13 protein-coding genes are annotated in these 17,037 nt (G+C 70.6%); 6 read left to right on the forward strand and 7 right to left on the reverse strand.

The window, feature by feature from the left end:
• Positions 1 to 78 precede the first annotated feature (78 nt).
• Positions 79 to 1,644, reverse strand: a complete 1,566-nt coding sequence (betC, locus tag ACFQRJ_RS12275) for a choline-sulfatase (protein WP_377019413.1) — start codon at positions 1,642 to 1,644, stop codon at positions 79 to 81.
• Entirely contained in the window at positions 1,641 to 3,620 is a 1,980-nt protein-coding gene (locus ACFQRJ_RS12280; protein WP_377019414.1) for a BCCT family transporter, read from the reverse strand. The genes betC and ACFQRJ_RS12280 overlap by 4 nt, the downstream gene beginning before the upstream one ends.
• 293 nt (positions 3,621 to 3,913) lie before the next feature.
• Between ACFQRJ_RS12280 and ACFQRJ_RS12285 the strand changes: the two genes are divergently transcribed.
• The 3 genes from ACFQRJ_RS12285 (at position 3,914) to ACFQRJ_RS12295 (ending at position 6,763) form a co-directional block, all read left to right on the forward strand.
• Entirely contained in the window at positions 3,914 to 4,660 is a 747-nt protein-coding gene (locus ACFQRJ_RS12285) for a helix-turn-helix transcriptional regulator (RefSeq protein ID WP_377019415.1), read from the forward strand.
• A gap of 136 nt (positions 4,661 to 4,796) precedes the next feature.
• Positions 4,797 to 5,636: a VOC family protein gene (locus ACFQRJ_RS12290; RefSeq protein ID WP_377019416.1), complete on the forward strand. Its 840-nt coding sequence runs from the start codon at positions 4,797 to 4,799 to the stop codon at positions 5,634 to 5,636.
• Between the two features lie 20 nt (positions 5,637 to 5,656).
• Positions 5,657 to 6,763: a serine hydrolase domain-containing protein gene (locus ACFQRJ_RS12295; protein ID WP_377019417.1), complete on the forward strand. Its 1,107-nt coding sequence runs from the start codon at positions 5,657 to 5,659 to the stop codon at positions 6,761 to 6,763.
• A 13-nt stretch (positions 6,764 to 6,776) separates the two neighbouring features.
• Here ACFQRJ_RS12295 and ACFQRJ_RS12300 read toward each other — a convergent pair whose 3' ends face one another.
• On the reverse strand, positions 6,777 to 7,691 hold the full coding sequence (locus ACFQRJ_RS12300) for an NADP-dependent oxidoreductase (protein ID WP_377019419.1): 915 nt from the start codon (positions 7,689 to 7,691) through the stop codon (positions 6,777 to 6,779).
• A gap of 215 nt (positions 7,692 to 7,906) precedes the next feature.
• Here ACFQRJ_RS12300 and ACFQRJ_RS12305 point away from each other — a divergent pair, with 215 nt between their 5' ends.
• Positions 7,907 to 10,480, forward strand: a complete 2,574-nt coding sequence (locus ACFQRJ_RS12305; protein WP_377019421.1) for a lamin tail domain-containing protein — start codon at positions 7,907 to 7,909, stop codon at positions 10,478 to 10,480.
• Between the two features lie 43 nt (positions 10,481 to 10,523).
• Here the strand turns inward: ACFQRJ_RS12305 and ACFQRJ_RS12310 are convergent, their stop codons facing one another.
• Together ACFQRJ_RS12310 and ACFQRJ_RS12315 are read right to left on the reverse strand one after the other, a co-directional pair.
• Positions 10,524 to 11,228: a TetR/AcrR family transcriptional regulator gene (locus ACFQRJ_RS12310; RefSeq protein ID WP_377019423.1), complete on the reverse strand. Its 705-nt coding sequence runs from the start codon at positions 11,226 to 11,228 to the stop codon at positions 10,524 to 10,526.
• Between the two features lie 26 nt (positions 11,229 to 11,254).
• Positions 11,255 to 11,920, reverse strand: a complete 666-nt coding sequence (locus ACFQRJ_RS12315) for a hypothetical protein (RefSeq protein WP_377019424.1) — start codon at positions 11,918 to 11,920, stop codon at positions 11,255 to 11,257.
• 229 nt (positions 11,921 to 12,149) lie between these two features.
• On the opposite strand from ACFQRJ_RS12315, the gene ACFQRJ_RS12320 reads away from it, so the two are divergent.
• Positions 12,150 to 12,791, forward strand: coding sequence for a TetR/AcrR family transcriptional regulator (locus ACFQRJ_RS12320; protein WP_377019425.1), 642 nt, complete (start codon positions 12,150 to 12,152; stop codon positions 12,789 to 12,791).
• Between the two features lie 86 nt (positions 12,792 to 12,877).
• Complete coding sequence (locus ACFQRJ_RS12325) at positions 12,878 to 14,377, forward strand: MDR family MFS transporter (protein ID WP_377019426.1); 1,500 nt, start codon at positions 12,878 to 12,880, stop codon at positions 14,375 to 14,377.
• Positions 14,378 to 14,446: 69 nt separating this feature from the next.
• Here the strand turns inward: ACFQRJ_RS12325 and ACFQRJ_RS12330 are convergent, their stop codons facing one another.
• A complete protein-coding gene (locus ACFQRJ_RS12330) occupies positions 14,447 to 15,994 on the reverse strand; it encodes a BCCT family transporter (protein ID WP_377019427.1) in 1,548 nt (515 codons plus the stop codon).
• A gap of 11 nt (positions 15,995 to 16,005) precedes the next feature.
• Positions 16,006 to 17,001 carry a helix-turn-helix transcriptional regulator gene (locus tag ACFQRJ_RS12335; protein ID WP_377019428.1) on the reverse strand — a complete coding sequence of 332 codons (996 nt, stop codon included), beginning with the start codon at positions 16,999 to 17,001 and terminating at the stop codon, positions 16,006 to 16,008.
• Positions 17,002 to 17,037: the final 36 nt, after the last annotated feature.

The raw sequence follows: 17,037 nt of genomic DNA on the forward strand, positions 1-17,037 counted from the left end.
GGGCGTGCGCTGGTCCGTCGGGTGCCCTCCGGTCCGTCGGGCGTGCGCTGGCCCGTCGGGCGCGCTGCGGTCAGTGGCTCAGGAGGTCTCCTCCATGGGGATCGCGTCGCGGATCTGCCCGAACTGCAGGGCACCCCAGAAGTCGCCGCGCACGTAGCGCTGCGTGGGGTCGGGGACGAAGTCCCACGGGCGCGGGGTGCCGGTCTGCAGCGCCTCGGCCACGAGGCGACGCCGTGCCTGGCTGGCCAGGACGGCCTCCTCGAGAGCGGCGAGATCGTACCGGTTCTCCAGCACGCCGCGCAGCCGGCTGACGAGCTCGGTGTGCTCGGGCCGCTCGGCGACGTTGGTCAGCTCGTGCGGGTCGGCGACCAGGTCGAAGAGCTGATCGGGATCGCCCGGGCAGACCACGTACTTGTATTGACCCCGCACGAGGGTCAGCTGCGGGCGCAGCGTGCCCTCGGCGAGGTACTCGATCACCACGTCGCGGTCCTCGGGGCCGGCCTTCCCGTCGGCCTCGCGGCGCGCGGATTCCAGCAGTGACGTGCCCCGGCGCGCGGGGTCACGGCCCTCCCTGTCCTGGTCGCCGGGCGCACCGGCCAGGTCCAGCAGGGTCGGCATCAGGTCGAGCAGCGAGACCGGGTTCGCGTACCGGCCGCGCGGGACCAGGTGCTCGGGCCCGTAGACGATCATCGGCACGCGCGAGGACTCCTCGTACGGCGACATCTTGTACCACAGGCCCTTCTCGCCCAGCATGTCGCCGTGATCGCTGGTGACGATGATGACCGTGTTCTCGAGCAGCCCGAGACTCTCCAGGCGCTCGCGGATCCGGCCCACGTGGTCATCGATGTAGCTCACGGCGGCGTAGTAGGAGCGCCGGGCGCGCCGGACCTCGTCGAGGGTCGGCTCGCGCCGGTCGAATCCGCTCATCGCCCGCAGACGATGGCTGTGCGGGTCCTCGTCCGCGCTGGGCACCTGCGGGTGCGCGGGATCGGGGATGTCGACGTCCTCGAACCGGTCCCAGTGCTCCTGGGGCGGCTCGTACGGGTCGTGGGGATGGATGAAGCTGGTGACCATGAGGAAGGGGATGTCCTCCCCCGCGGCCTGGTTCGCGCGCACACGGTCGTTGAGGTGGCGCAGCGTATGGAAGCCCACCTCGTCGTCGAAGTCCTGCTGGACGGTGGCCTTCGAGACGCCCGCCGTGAAGACGGCGTCGGCGTCGTGATACCACTGCAGCCGGTCGCCGAGATCCCGCTGCCAGTCCGGGACCATGTCCAGGTCCGCCGGGTAGACGTCGGTGGTCAGTCGCTGCTCGAACCCGTGGTGCTGGTCGGGGCCGATGAAGTGCATGCGGCCGACCAGCGCGGTGTGGTAGCCGGCGGCGCGCAGGTGGTGGGCGAACGTCGGCGTGGAGGCGCCGAAGTCGTCCCCGTTGTCGTAGCACCCGATGTCCGAGGGCATGCGGCCCGTCATCATCGATGCCCGCGAGGGAGCGCACAGCGGCGTATTGCAGTAGGCGCGGTCGAACACCGCTGCCTCCTGGGCGAGGGCGTCGATGTTCGGGGTCAGAGCCGCCTGGTCCCCGTAGGCGCCGAGCGCCTGCGCGGCCATCTGGTCGGCCTGGATGACGACGATGTTCGGTCTCATGGCGTGTCCTTTCGTGTGCTCGGGGTGGCAGTGACCTCGGGCGACACCGAGCCGGTGTCGTCCTCCTCGGTCTCGGGGGTCCAGCCGTCGGCCCACTCTCCGGTCTCGAAGTCGAAGCCGACGGGCTCGCCGTGCTCGTCGGTGCGCTGGTACCACTCGGTGTAATCCGCATGGGTGGAGTCGACCCCGGCGCCGGCGCCCTCCCCGGGCTCGGCCCGGACGACCTGCAGGCTGAAGTCGTCGTCGTACTTGTCCACGCCGTCCACGACCGCGTTGCTGACGGCGGCCTCCGCGTACTTCTGACGCAGGGTGTTCGGGTCCGTGCGCAGCTCACGGAACCACGCCACGACGATCAGGAGCATGACGACCGCGAAGGGCACGGCCGTGACGATCACCAGTGACTGCAGCCCCTGGAGCGCGGACTCGTTGCCCAGCAGCAGCATGACCACGGCGATGCCGGCCATCACCAGGCCCCAGAAGACGACCAGGACCTTGGGCGGGTTGGAGCTGCCTCGGGTGGTGAGGATGCCCATCACCACCGAGGCCGAATCGGCGGCGGTGATGAAGAAGATCGCCAGGATCGCCATGATCAGCAGCGGCATCACGCTGGCGAAGGGCAGGTTGTCCACGATCGAGAAGAGCACCTCGGGGGCGTTGACCTCTTCGATCACGCCCAGGCCGCCCTCGCGGTACATCGAGATGGCGGTCCCGCCCATGATCCCGTAGGCGACGAACAGCAGCGAGGACGGGATCAGGATGACGCCGAGGACGAACTGGCGGATGCTGCGGCCCCGGGAGATGCGGGCGATGAAGATGCCGACGAAGGGCGACCAGGAGATCCACCATGCCCAGTAGTACACGGTCCAGGCCGACTGGAAGTCGAGCGTCTCCTGGCCCCAGGAGGCCGAGCGGGCCATGAGGTGGAACAGCGAGCCCACGTATTCCATGATGGCCGAGGGCAGCAGGTTCAGCAGGAACAGCGTGGGACCGAGCAGGAACACCAGACCGGTGAAGCCGATGGTCAGCACGATGTTGAGGTTGGAGAGGTAGCGGATGCCGCGGGAGACGCCGGAGACGGCGGAGATCACGAACCCGACGGCGAGCACCGCGATGACCAGGAGCAGGGCGGTGTTGGTCAGCTCCGAGGCGCCGGAGACGATGACGACACCCTGACCGATCTGCAGGGCCGCGATACCGAGGGCGGCGGCGGTGCCGAACAGGGTCGCGATGATCGCGAAGGTGTCCACCAGCTGACCGGCCCAGCCCTCGGTGCGCCGCTTGCCGAACAGGTGCTGGAAGATCGAGGACATCAGCAGGGAGCGCCCGCGACGGTAGGCCGCATAGGCGACGGCTCCGCCGACCAGCGCGTACATCGCCCAGGCGTGGAAGCCCCAGTGGTAGTACGTCTGGGCCAGTGCGTAGTGCATGGCCTCGACGGACTCCGCCTCGTTCGTCAGCGGCGGCGGCGAGAGGAAGTAGGTCAGCGGCTCGGCCGGGCCCCAGAACATCACGCCGATGCCCAGGCCGGCGGCGAACAGCATCGCCACCCAGGAGAAGGTGGAGAACTCCGGCTTCTCCCCGTCCTTGCCCAGCGGGATCTTCCCGTACCGCGAGAGGCTGAGGATGATCATGGCGACCAGCACCACGGTGGCGACGGCGTTGAACAGCCACCCCAGGTGGCTCATCGTCCACGCGTACGCCGCGTTGGCGACGGTGCCGACGCTCGCCGGATCGACGATGCCCCAGATCACGAAGGCGACGGTGAGGACCCCGGCCACCCCGAAGACGATCTTGTCGACGTGGTAGATGCGGCGCTGGTCATCGATGCCGATGCCGGGCACCAGGGCTGGATGGATGTTGTGGGGATACTTCGGACGGGAATAGTCCAGGCTGGGCAGCCGGTCTCCGCCGCGCCGGTCGGTGCGTCGTGACCCGGCGGGCCCTCTCCTGCCGGTGGCAGATTCGTCCTCGGTCATCACAGAGCTTCTCCGTTCGGGATGGCGGACTCCCCTGCACCGGGGCGGTCACGACCTCCGACGGATCGGACCAGCCGGCACCGGTGATCGGGTCCAGCATCACGCGGACCACGGGGAGTAGGGCTCTGCCACTGTAACCATGCGCTGGGCAGTCACGTACTGCCACCGTCATCCCGCCGTGCGGAGACCGGCCGGGCGGGAGCCGGCGCCGAGGGACAGGACCCACCGGCCACGTCCCCCGCAAGCGCTTTTCCCGCCTGCGACTGCCGTGTACAACGATTTAGACTCGGCGCGTGAGCCAGACCACTGAACGGCAGACGTCCGCGCCGTGGGACTCCGTGCTCGCTCTCGCGCGGCGGGAGGCCGCGACGCTGAAGGTCGCAGATCTCGCCGACGAGGCGGGCTACAGCCCCTTCCACTTCGCCCGGCGCTTCAGTGCTCACGTGGGCATCGGTCCCGGCCAATACCTCATCGCGATGCGGATCGACGCCGCCAAACGGATGCTGCTCGGCGCAGAGCACCCCGTGATCGACGTGGCCGCCGCCGTCGGGTTCGACTCCCTCTCCAGCTTCAGCCGGCGCTTCCGCCAGACCGTCGGGGTGCCGCCGGCCGAGCTCCGCCGCCTGGCGGAGCGGATCAGCGACCACCCGCCGCGCCCTTTCTCGCTGACTGCCCCCGACGAACGGACCGTACGGATCCACCTCGAGGTGCCGGAGGAGCTGAGCCGCCGCGGAGATGCCTCGATCTGGGTGGGCTGGTACGCGCACCCGGCACCCATCGGGCTGCCACGCTCGGGCGCGCTGACCACCGGCGAGCAGTTCATCGACCTCCCGCTGTGCGACAGCGCCCCGTTCCTGCTCGGCTTCGCGGTGACCCCTGACGCCGACCCACGCGCCCACCTGACGCCGTCGACCCCCGTCGTCGCCGCCCATCCTCATCCGATCACCGCCGCCGGCGAGGTCACCCTGCGATTCCGGGCCCAGGAGGACGCGGGCGGGATTCCTCTGCTCTCGGCGCTGCCGAGCCTGTGCCGACGGTGACAGCGCCCGGCCCGGCAGCATCAGAGGTGCGCAGGGCCGGATGTGCGCAGGATCGGACAAGACCAGACCCTCGCGAGCCTCTACTGTGAGCCACAGCACTGTCCGCCGCACTCCGCGACCCACTCCTGGAGGAATCATGGCCCGCCCCACCGGAGACACGACCTGGCTCGATCTCGGCACGACGAAGCTCGAGGCGACCCTCACTTTCTACTCCGAACTCTTCGGCTGGACGTTCGAGGACACCGGCGAGGAGTTCGGTCACTACCACATGATCAGCAACGACGGCGCGCCCGTCGGCGGCCTCATGGACGTGGCGGGCATGCCGATGCCCGACGGGACACCGCTCGAGAGCGGCTGGGACGTCTACCTCGCCGTCGACGACGTCGACGCCCGCCTCGCCCGGGCCACCGAGCACGGCGCGAGCGTGTTCTCCCCCGCCATGGACATCGGCCCGCTCGGCCGCAGCGCGATGATCACCGACCCCACCGCCGCGCGCGTCGGCCTGTGGCAGGCGAACGAGTTCGAGGGCTTCGAGTTCACGGGCGCGCCCGGATCGCCGGTGTGGTTCGAGCTGATGACCCACGAGTTCGACGCGGCCCGCGAGTTCTACTCGACCCTGCTCGACATCCAGCTGGAGCCGATGGGCGAATCCATGGACGACGGAATGATGCGGTACCTCAACGCCGGCCCCATGGACAGCGCCACCTGGGGGCTCGGGGACAGCACGGCCTTCATGCCGAAGGAGGCCACGGGCTGGCGCGCCTACCTGGCCGTCGAGAGCGCGGACCCGGCGGCCGCGAAGGTCCAGGAGCTGGGAGGGTCCGTGCTGGACGGTCCGATCGACTCCCCGTTCGGCCGGTTCGCCACCGTCGCCGACCCCGACGGCGCCACGTTCCAGATCTGCGCCATGTCGGAGGCCGTCGGTGAGGGCGCCGCCGCGGGTGAGCCCGAGGTCGGCGCGACGACAGCGGGCTGATGACCCTGCCGAGTCGCCTCGTGGCGACTGACCTGAGCGAGCTGCTGTCCCGTCACGTCGAGTCCGGCACCATGCCCGGAGCTGTCGCCACGTGCGGCCACGGCTACGAGCCGGTCGCCGTCGGCACCGATGCCCCGGGCGGGTCGCCGTTGCGCACCGATGACATCTTCCGCATCCAGTCGATGACGAAGATCGTCACCTCGGTCGCGGCGCTGCGCCTCGTCCAGGACGGCGTGCTCGGCCTGGATGATCCGGCCGCCGAGTGGATGCCGGAGCTGGCCGAGCCGCGCGTGCTCACCAGTGCGGAGGCGGAGCTGGAGGACACGGTGCCCGCCTCCCACCCGATCACGCTGCGGCACCTGCTGACGAACCGGTCCGGCTACGGGATGATGACCACCGACTCGCCGCTGAAGCGTGCCATGGTCGCCTCCCGCGTCGAGCCGGGCAACGAGCCGCTCGAGCTCGGTGCCCAGGAGTGGCTCGAGGCTCTCACCGCCCTGCCCCTCGCGTTCCAGCCGGGCGACGGGTGGCGCTACCACGTCTCCTTCGGTGTGCTCGGCATCCTGCTCGGTCGCCTTACAGGGGAGAGCACCCACGACGTGCTGCGGCGGACGGTGCTCGATCCGGCGGGCATGCCCGACACGGGTTTCGCCGTCCCTCGCGAGCAGGCCCACCGCCTGCTGCCCGCCTTCCGCCGCACCGAGCACGGTCTCGAGCAGATCGAGCCCGCCGGCGCCGGTTTCTACGCCGACCCGCCACCGTTCGACGTCAGCCACTCCGAGCTGGTCTCGACCCTCGCTGACTTCCATGCGTTCCTGCGTGCGCTGCTGGACGGCGACCTGCTGGGCCCGGAGCTGCTGGGCGACCTGCCGCGGGACCAGGTGCCCGATTCCGCGAAGACCCCGGAGAGCTTCTTCCCCGGCTTCTGGGAGGGCAACGGCTGGGGCTACGGGGTCTCCGTGGTGACCGACGGCCCGCACCGGGGCCGCTTCGGCTGGTCCGGCGGGATGGGCACCGACTTCTTCGCCGATCCCGACGGCAGCGTCTGCCTCGTCATGACCCAGGTGGAGATGGACGAGCAGATCTTCGCGCTGCTGGGCGAGCTGCAGGAGCTCGGCGGGCCGTAGGGCCAGCCGAGCCTCAGCGGGTGGCGTCGATGATGAGTTTGCCGTTCGCCGAGCCGTTCTTGCTGGTCTCCAGTGCCTCGGCCGCGTCGGCGAGCGCGAAGGTGCGGTCGATCTCGACGCTGAGGGTGCCGGCGGCGACCTTCTCCAGCAGCGTGCGCAGACGCTGCCCATCCGGCCGCACCCACACCCAGTGGCCGCCCTTCTCCTCGACCGAGGGATCGGCGACCGAGACATGGCGTCCCCCATCGGCCAGCACGGCGAGGGTGTCCTCGCGGACTCCGCCCACGAAGTCGGCGACAGCGGTGACGCCGTCGGGCGCGACCTCGCGGACCCGCTCGACGAGGCCGTCCCCGTAGGTCACCGGGGTCACGCCGATCGCGCGGAGCTTGTCGTGGTTCTTCTCGGAGGCGGTGCCGATCACGGTGGCGCCGATCTCCCGGGCAAGCTGCGCCGCGGAGTAGCCGACCCCGCCGGAGGCGGCATGGATCAGCAGGGTGTCCTCAGCGGTCAGCTCCAGCGTCTCCAGCGAGCGCAGTGCGGTCAGGCCTGCCAGCGGCAGCCCGGCGGCGGCCTCGTCGTCGACCTCGTCCGGGATCGCGGCCACCGAGGTGGCGGGCAGCGTCACGTACTCGGCGTAGGTGCCGCCGTAGACGGCATCCTTGCGCCCGTAGGAGGCGACGCGGTCACCGGGGGCGAATTCGGGAGTGTCCGGGCCGACGGCCTCGACCACGCCGGCCACGTCCCAGCCGGGGATGACCGGGAAGAAGACATCCATCATCTGGTCGAGCCCGCCGGCCATCAGCTTCCAGTCCACGGGGTTGACCGAGGCCCGCTGGACCCGGATCAGCACGGTGCCCGGGCTGACCTTCGGGGTGGGCTGCTCGGTGAGCTCCAGGGTGCTGGGGTCTCCGTACTCGGGGTAAGTCATAGCGCGCATACCCGGGACAACACGCGACGCGCCGCGAACATTCCCGTGGCGACCACCCGGTCCGTGACGGCCGCCCGGCCCCGGTCGGCGCGGACCGCCTGCCCCGTCGGCCCCGTCGGCCCGTCCGCTGTCGGTCACGCCCAGGACGCTCTGCGTTCACCTGGCAGTGATCGTATGTCCAGGTCGCCCAGTACATCCCGATCCGAGGAGCGCCCTTGCGCCGCTGCCCCCGCCCTGTCCTGCGCCTCTCCGCGCTCGCTCTCGCCGCTCCCCTGTTTGCGGTTCCCGCCGCTCTGGGTATCGGCCTCGCCCCGGCGCTCGCCGCCCCGGCAGACGACGTGCGCATCAGCGAGGTCGAGTCCAGCGGCGACGGCCCCGACTGGGTCGAGCTGGTCAACAACGGCTCCGAGCCCATCGATCTCTCCGGGTGGCACCTGCGCGATGACAAGGACGACCGCGACTGGACCGTTCCGGAGGGAACCACCATCGCCCCTGGTGCGCATCTGGTGCTCGAGAGCGAGGAGACCGACGGCGACGGAGGCTTCGACTTCGGGCTGGGGAAGTCCGACCAGGCGCGTCTGTACCTGCCCGACGGCACGACCGAGGTGGACTCCGTGGCGTGGGATTCTCACGCCGAGACCACGTACATCGTCATCGACGGAGAGCTCGTCGTGGCCGAGGAGGTCACCCAGGGCGCCGAGAACTCGGGCCCGATGCCCGAGGATGAGCCCACCGAGCCCGCAGAGCCCGTTCCCGGCGAGGACTCCGTGGTGATCAACGAGGTCGTCTCCAACGGCGGCGATCCCGACGACTGGGTCGAGCTGACCAACACCGGCTCCGAGCCGGTGGATCTCAGCGGCTGGTACCTGCTGGACGACGACGACACCAAGGAGCCCTCGGTGTTCACCGACGGCACCGTGATCGAACCCGGCGAGTACGTGGTCGTCGACCGCGACGAGCTGGGCTTCGGACTGGGCAAGGGCGACATGGCCCGGCTGTTCGCCCCTACCGGCACCCTGGTCGATACGGCCGACTGGGCGGACGACACGCACGCCAAGCCCTCCCTGCAGCGCTGCGCCGACGGCACGGGGGCGTTCGAGCTCAGCATGCTCCCCACCAAGGGCGCCGCCAACAACTGCGCGGCCCCGGTGGTCATCAACGAGACCGGCTCCCAGGGCGAGGACTTCGTCGAGCTGCGCAACACCGGTGATGAGACGGCAGACCTCGGCGGATACGTCGTCCGCGATGACGACGACGAGCACACCTACGAGATCCCGGCCGGGACCACGCTCGAGCCCGGCGGGCTGCTGCTGATCACCGGCGACGAACTGGGCTTCGGCCTGGGAGGGGAGGACGCGGCGCGCCTGTTCGCTCCCGACGGCGCGCAGCTCGGCGAGACCTCCTGGAGCGAGCACGTCTCCCCCAGCAACGGCCTGTGCGAGGACGAGTATGTCCCCCAGGCGAGCGCGACCCCGGGCGAGCCGAACGACTGCGCCGAGCCCGAGCCCGCCGCGGAGCTGCCCACCAGCGGTGAGGTCGCCGTGCTGGATGACGAGGCCGCATGGGGCGAGGACCTCTCCGGGCTGGACGCCGCGATGATCGACGGTGAGATGGTGCTGTGGGCGACGAACAACGATGCCGGCCAGATCTCCCGGCTCGTCGAGAACGCCGACGGCACGTTCGCACCCTCCGAGGGCTGGCCCGCGGGCGGCATCCCCACGCGCTTCCCGGACGGCACCGGCACGCCGGACGGCGAGGGCATCTCCTACGGCGAGGACGGCAAGCTCTACCAGTCCATCGAGCGCGACAATGACAGCGGCGGCACCAGCCACAACGCCGTGCTGCGCTACGACCCGGCCGCGGCCGAGGGGGCCGACGAACTGGTCGCCGAGGCCGAATGGGACCTCACCGCACTGCTGCCGGAGACGGCGGCGAACGCAGGCCTCGAGGCGATCGAGGTCGCACCGGCCAGCGCCCTGTCGAACCTCGGCGGCGAGGTCCCCGCCGGCGCCGAGGCCTACGCCTTCGTGGCGCTCGAGGCGACGGGCGAGGTGTACGCCCTCGCGCTCATGCCCGACGGGTCCGCCGAGCTCGTCGCCACGCTCGCCTCCCCCTTGGACGGCGTGATGGCGCTGGATCTGCAGGAATCGACCGGGACGCTGCGCGCCTTCTGCGACGAGGCCTGCGAGGGCGAATCGGTCAGCTACGACCTCACGGCCGGTGAGGTCACCGCCTCCGAGCGCACCGCCCGTCCCGCCGGGATGGACAACATCGCCAACGAGGGCGTGGCCCTCGCCCCGCTGGAGGCCTGCACCGACGGCACCCTGGCGATCTACTACGCCGATGACGCGGACACCGACGGCCACTCGCTGCGCGCAGCCGAGCTGACCGGGCTGGACTGCTCTGCGGGCGAGGCCACCGACCCGGGCACGGAACCGGGTACGGAACTCGACGGAGGCACGGATCCGGGAACCGGCGATGACACCGGCGCAGGCACCGGCGACCCGGGGACCGGCACCGGGGACGGCGCAGACGCGGGGCAGGACCCGGCACCGTCCGCCGGCAGCGTGAGCGAGCCCGCCGGCGGCGAGAGCGACCCGGCCGGTGACGGCACGGTCACCGTGACCGTCCCGGGCTCCTCGGATTCCGACGCCGTCGCCGTCGACTCCGGCCCCTCGGCAGAGGGAACGCTCGCCCGTACGGGCACGGAAGCGGCCGGCGTGGCGGCTCTGGCCCTCGCGGCCCTGGGCGCCGGCTTCTGGATGCTGCGCCGCAGCCGCCAGAGCTGACCGGCCCGGGCGTCGCCGGCGAGAGCAGACTGCGGCGAGCGGCTCAGCGGCGCGGCGAGGACCATCCGGCGTCGCGGAGCCGCTCGACGGCGTCCAGCAGCAGGTCGAGGGCGAATTCGAACTCGAACTGCTCGTCGCACCCCGCATCCAGCCGGGAGAGGTCGTCGCCGACCGTGGCCAGGGCCACCGCTGCGATGCTCGGATACTGCCGGGCCATCCGATCGACCATCTGCGCTCGCGCCTCGGGGTCCGGCGGTGGGGTCGCCGCGTCCGGGACGCCTGGAGCGTCGAAGGCCTCGGGGCTGAAGCCCCAGATGCGGTGCCCCAGGGCGTGCATGGCATGGTGGGTGAGATCCGGGGAGAACCCTCCGGCGAGGAACGCTCCGGTCACGCGCTCCATGTGCTCGAGCACGGCGGGGGTGCGCCGGGTGCGGGTCTCGATCAGCGTCCGCAGCCAGGGATGGGCGAGGACCAGCTCCCGCGCGGCGAGCACCGTGTGCCGCACCCGGGCATTCCACGCCAGGGACGGATCCGACGGGGCGATGCTCGACACCAGCTCGTCGACCATCCCGTCCCGGAGACCCTCCTTGCCCTCGACGTGCTTGTACAGCGCCATCGGGACCACGCCGAGACGTGCCGCCAGCTTGCGCATGGTCACCGCTGCGAGCCCGTCCTCGTCGGCCAGTGCCACCGCTTCGCGCAGTGCGCGCCCTCGCGTGACGGGGGTACGTCCGTCGGCCGGTGCCATGTCCCTCCTCGAATCGGGTCGGAGGGTCAGACTACGGCGGCTTCCGAGCGCGGGCTCGAGTCCGTCCGACCGCGGCGCGGCCGCCAGATGAGGCCGAGGCCGATCAGGGCGAGCGCGAACGGGAGTGCTGCGAATCGATGCAGCTCATGCGGCAGGAACGAGGTCGCCAGCTGAACCAGCGCGCCGAGCCCGATGAGCACGGCCACCCAGCGCGGCTGGACCCGGGAGCGCCACAGGCCGACGCCGAAGAGCACGCCTCCGCCCATGAACAGCACACCGGAGAGCGGCCCCAGTGCCGTGAGTGCCCCGAGATCCCCGGTGACCTCCCCGCCTCCGGCGAGTGCGATGAAGTCGATGGTGAAGCCGGGAGCCTCCTCCGCGGTGACGGGAAGCACGAGGGCCTCGACGAACGTGACCATCGCGGTCAGGAGATAGAAGGCGGCCAGCAGCAGGAATCCGGCCAGGCCCGGTACGCCGGACCGGCGGGCCTGACGGAGATAGGCGCCGCTGACACCGGCGAGCCCGAGAATCGCCATGGCCAGGGTCAGCGCGGCCACGAGGGCCCAGGCCGGCGTGGTGACGCTGGCCAGCTCATCGGGCGGATGGATGAACTGGATCGCGGCGAACAGAGTGCCGGCGGCGACGGCCGCGATCGCCGCGGCCGCCTGAAGGGCGAGAGGTTCGATACGCATGGCATGCTCCCGATCAGAGGTGTACTGCGTACACCTCGAGCGTAGGTGTACACCGTACACCAGTCAAGGGTCGAGCACGGCCTGAGGGGCGTTCAGCTGCGGGCACGGCCCGGCGCCCGCCGACCCCTCGCACGCGGCCGCACCGCCGCCGTCCCGAACCCCGACGCGATGAGGCGCACACACGACGAACCTTGCATGCCGTGCAAACTTGCACGTACTGTAAAAATCAATGAGGAACTCGGACGCAGCACAGGAAGCCGTGGGACGGCGCGAGCAGAAGAAGCTCGAGACCCGTCAGGCGCTCAAGGACAGCGCCCTGGATCTCGCGCTCGAGCACGGGATCGAGGCGCTGACGGTCGAAGCGATCAGCGAGGCCGTCATGGTGGCTCCGCGGACGTTCTTCAACTACTTCGCCCGCAAGGAGGACGCCCTGGTCGCCGAACCGGCGGTGCCCGTGGACGAGATCCAGCGGATGCTGCTGGAGCGCCCCTCCGAGGAGTCGCCGCTGCAGGCGCTGCGCGTCGTACTCGCCCAGTGCGACTTCTTCGGGACGAACCACATGGGTCGCCGACGGGCGCTGGCGCGCAAGAAGCTGGTCCAGGAGCACCCGCCCCTGATGGCCCGCCAGCTCACGCACTACGCCTGGGTCGAACGAGCCCTTGCCGAGGCCCTCGCCGAGAGGCTCGGGACCGACCCCGGGCCCGACCTCCGCCCGGACCTGCTCGCGGCGATCGCCGTCAGCACGCTGCGGGTGGCGATGCGCCGCTGGAGCACGGACGGGGAGCAGAGCCTGGAACGCCAGATCGACAAAGGCTTCGCGCTCCTCGAACAGGGCGATCTGCTGGGAGCACAGCCCTCCCCCGCCCACTGATCACCCAGCCCGCGGACGACGACACACCCTGCACCATCCCGGCCGGCGCACGAACCGACCGCACCAGACCTGGAGGAGACCTTCGCGTGACCACTGAGACAGAGAAGAGCAGCAGGCCGGCCCCGCCAGGGACGGGCACGGACACCGGATCCGCGACGCCGAGCACGGTCAACCGCAACGCCGTCCTGGCGGTGCTGGTCTCCGGCGCGTTCGTCGTCATCCTGAACCAGACGCTGCTGAATACCGCGCTGCCGGCGTTCATGCGCGACTTCGGCATCACCGCGGTCTCCGCACAGTGGGTGACCACGACGTTCATGCTGGTCAACGGGATCATGATCCCGGTCACCGCGTTCCTGGTCCAGAAGTACACGACCCGCACCCTGTTCTTCGTCGCGATGGGCCTGTTCACCGTGGGCACCCTGCTGTGCGCCGTGGCGCCGGCCTTCGGCATCCTGCTGGTGGGCCGCGTGATCCAGGCGGCCGGCGGCGGCATCATCATGCCGCTGATGCAGAACATCCTGTTCGTCGTCTTCCCGATCGAGAAGCGCGGCACGGCGATGGGGACCTTCGGCCTGGTGATCGCCTTCGCCCCGGCGATCGGCCCGAGCCTGTCCGGCTGGATCGTCGATCATCTGCCCTGGCAGACCCTGTTCCTGATGATGCTGCCCATCGCCGTCATCGACATGATCGTCGCCCACTTCATCCTCAAGAACGTCACCGAGCGCACCTTCCCGACCCTCGACGTGCTCTCGGTCATCCTGTCCACGGTCGGATTCGGTGGACTGCTGTTCGGCCTCGGCAACGCCGGCAACACCAGCTGGACCAGCCCCGAGGCGATCGTGCCGCTGGCCGTCGGCGCCCTCGCCCTGGCGTGGTTCATCCGGCGCCAGCTGCGCCTGGACGAGCCGCTCCTCGAGTTCCGGGTGCTGCGCTACCGCATCTTCACCCTCGGCACCGCGCTGGGCATGATCGTGTTCATCGCGATGATCGGCGGCATGCTGCTGATCCCGCTGTTCATGCAGAACATGGCCGGGCACTCAGCGGTCTCCTCCGGCCTCGTGCTCCTGCCCGGCGCCGTCGTGATGGGACTGATGTCCCCGGTCACCGGGCGCATCTTCGACCGGTTCGGGGCGAAGTGGCTCGCCATCCCCGGCTTCTCGCTGGTTGCGGTCTCCACGTTCATGCTCGCCACGCTGACCCCGGAGACCACGTTCGCCTACATCGCGATCGTCAACAGCGTGCGCATGCTGGGCACGGCCATGGTGATCATGCCGGTCACCACGGCGGCACTGAACCAGCTCCCCCCGCACCTCATCCCGCACGGCACAGCACTGAACAACACGCTGCGACAGATCGCCGCCTCGGTGGGCACCGCAGTGCTGGTGACCGTGATGTCCGCGGCGGCGCGCGATCCCGAGAAGTACGGCATGGCCGGCGCGGTCCACGGCGTCAATGTCGCCTTCATCGTGGCCGGAGTGGTCGCCGCCCTCGGCATCGTCGGCGCATTCTTCCTCCGGGATGCGCGCTCGCGCAGGTCCGAGGCCGGCCCGTCGTCCCCCGCGGAGGCGGAGCCCGCTGCGAGCTGAAGGCGGCCGAGCGCACCACAGCTGATCCGTCGGGCCCGTCGCGGGGCGGAGGGCCCGACGGCGCCGCGCTCACGAGCGCGACACTGCCCCCGGCTGCAATCCGTCGGGCCGCCTCCGGTCACGCCACAGCATCATGACCAGGGAGATCCCGAGGCCGAGCAGGATCAGCGTGAAGGGCACCGCGGCGATGACCGCGGCGCTGCGCAGATCGTCCTGCCCTCCGCTGAGCAGCAGCACCGCGGCGAAGGCCGCCCCGAACGACCACATCAGGCGCACCGGTCGCGGCGGCTTCAGCCCGCCCCCGGTGGTGGTGCTGCCGAGCATGAACGAGGCCGAGTCCGCTGAGGTGATGAACAGCAGCGCCAGGACCGGGACCAGCAGCGCGAGAACGAATCCCGTCAGCGGCAGCGTGTCGAACACCGCGAACGTTGCCACAGACTTCGCCTGCCCGGCGATGCCGGAGACCGAGACGGCGCCGCTGAGCTCCCGCTCGAGGGAGGTGCCTCCGAAGACCGAGAACCACACCACGCTGATCAGGCTGGGGGCCAGCACGACGCCGACGACGATGCCGCGGATGGTGCGACCCCGCGAGATGCGCGCGATGAACGTGCCGACGAACGGCGCCCATCCGATCCACCACGCCCAGAAGAAGTAGATCCACTCCCCCGTCCACGAGCTGCCCGCCCCGCCCTCGGTCGCCAGGCTCATCCCGCCGAACCCGCGCGCATAGTCCGCGACGCCGGTGCTCAGCGTCGACAGGATCGCGGCGGTGGGACCGCTGAGGAGCACGAGCACGAGGAGCACGCCGCACAGGGCGGCGTTGGCGAGGCTCAGCCATCGGATCCCACGCCCGAGCCCTGTCATGGACGAGATGGTCGCGAACGTCATCAGTGCGGCGATGATCAGGATCTTCACCCCGTAGGAGTCGGCCACACCGAACCGGTCGGCGAGGCCGGCGTTGAGTTCACCGGTGCCGAGCCCCAGGGACGTGGCGACGCCGAACAGGATCGCGAGCACGGCGAGAGTGTCGATCACGTGCCCCGCCCAGCCGTCGGCGAGCCGCCCCAGCAGCGGGCGCAAGGCGGAGCTGACCAGCATGCCGCTGCCGCGGTTGAAGCCCGCGTACCCGATGGCGATCGCGACGGCCGCGTAGATTCCCCACGCGTGCGGGCCCCAGAACAGGAACGCGTAGCGCATCCCCGCGCGGGCGGCCTCCCTCGAGCCAGGCTCGGCGGTGCCGTGCGGCGGCTCGGCGAGGTGGATGAGCGGCTCGGCCGCTCCCCAGAACAGGAAGCTGACCCCCACCCCCGCGCTGACGAGCATCGCGATCCAGGACACCGCGCCGAACTCCGGCTCCGCCTCCGGCCCGCCCAGCCGCACCCGCCCGACGGGCAGGAACGCGAGGACGACGACGAAGGTCAGCAGCAGCGTCACGGTCACCGGGTACACGGGCCCGAAGGTGCCGACCACGACCCCGCGGATCGCTGCCAGAGAGTCGGAGAGCGCGACCGGCAGCAGCATCCCGACGATCACGAAGGCGACCGACAGGGTCAGCGAGGCGTAGAAGACGGGCCCGAGGCGTCCTCGAGCCGTGGTATCGGGGTCCGATGCGCTCATCCTCGGGGAGTCTATTCCGGGCCGCGGAACCCGGGATGCCCCGTGTCCCGGAGCAGCGTGCCGGCGACGCGACGGATCTGCTCGGCCCAATCCCGAGGTTCATGGACCACGACGGGGCGGTCCAGGTGGCTGAGCTGGAGCAGCAGCCATCGCCAGCTCTCGCTGTGGAGCACCACGCGCGTGTATCCGTGCTGAGCGGAATGCAGCTCCAGGGCCTCGTAGGGCAGCGCTGCCGCGACCTCGGCAGGTGACGCCTCGACGGTCAGCACCACCCTGGTGCGGTCACGGTTGGCCCCTGCCTGCACCTGATCCAGCGCAGTACCGGTCGGGAGGGAGCGCGGCTCGAAGGTCTGCGTGCGCTGACGGAGCGCGCGGAGACGATCGAGGCGGAAGATGCGCCAGTCCTGCTTGTCCTGGTCCCAGGCCACGAGATACCAGCGCAGGAGATGGTGGACCTGCCGGTGCGGTTCGACGCGCCGACAACTCGGCGGCTCCGAGGCTCCGGCGTCACCCGCCCGCCGATACTCGAACTCGACCACGCGGCGGTCGCGGATAGCCGTCGCGAGGGCAGAGATGTCAGCTATCCCGGCATCGACCGTCGGCAACGAATCGGCCTCCAGGCTCGTGCGCAGCGACGTCACCATCGGAGTCAGCCGGGAGGGCAGGATCTGCTCGAGCTTGCCATAGGCACGAGAGGCCGCCTCGCGGATGCTCCCCGGCTCGCCCGGACTGCCCGCGGAGGACGCCGCGAGACCGAGCAGGATCGCTACTGCCTCGTCGTCCTCCAGCATCACAGGCGGCATCGCCCGCCCTGCCGCGAGGCGATAGTGCCCACCGGGACCGGGGCGGGTTCGCACCGGGTACCCGTAACCGCGCAGCCGGTCCACGTCGCGCCGGACGGTGCGCTCGCTGACCCCCAGACTGCCGGCCAGGCCGGCGCAGGAGTACTCCCTGCCGGTCTGCAGCAGGGTCAGCAGGTCGAGCATCCGCCGGGTCACATCGGGCACGCCGCGATCCTCGCACGGAATGCGGCCAGGATCCGG

The sequence above is a fragment of the Brachybacterium sp. GCM10030252 genome (genome assembly GCF_042666535.1).
GTDB lineage: Bacteria > Actinomycetota > Actinomycetes > Actinomycetales > Dermabacteraceae > Brachybacterium.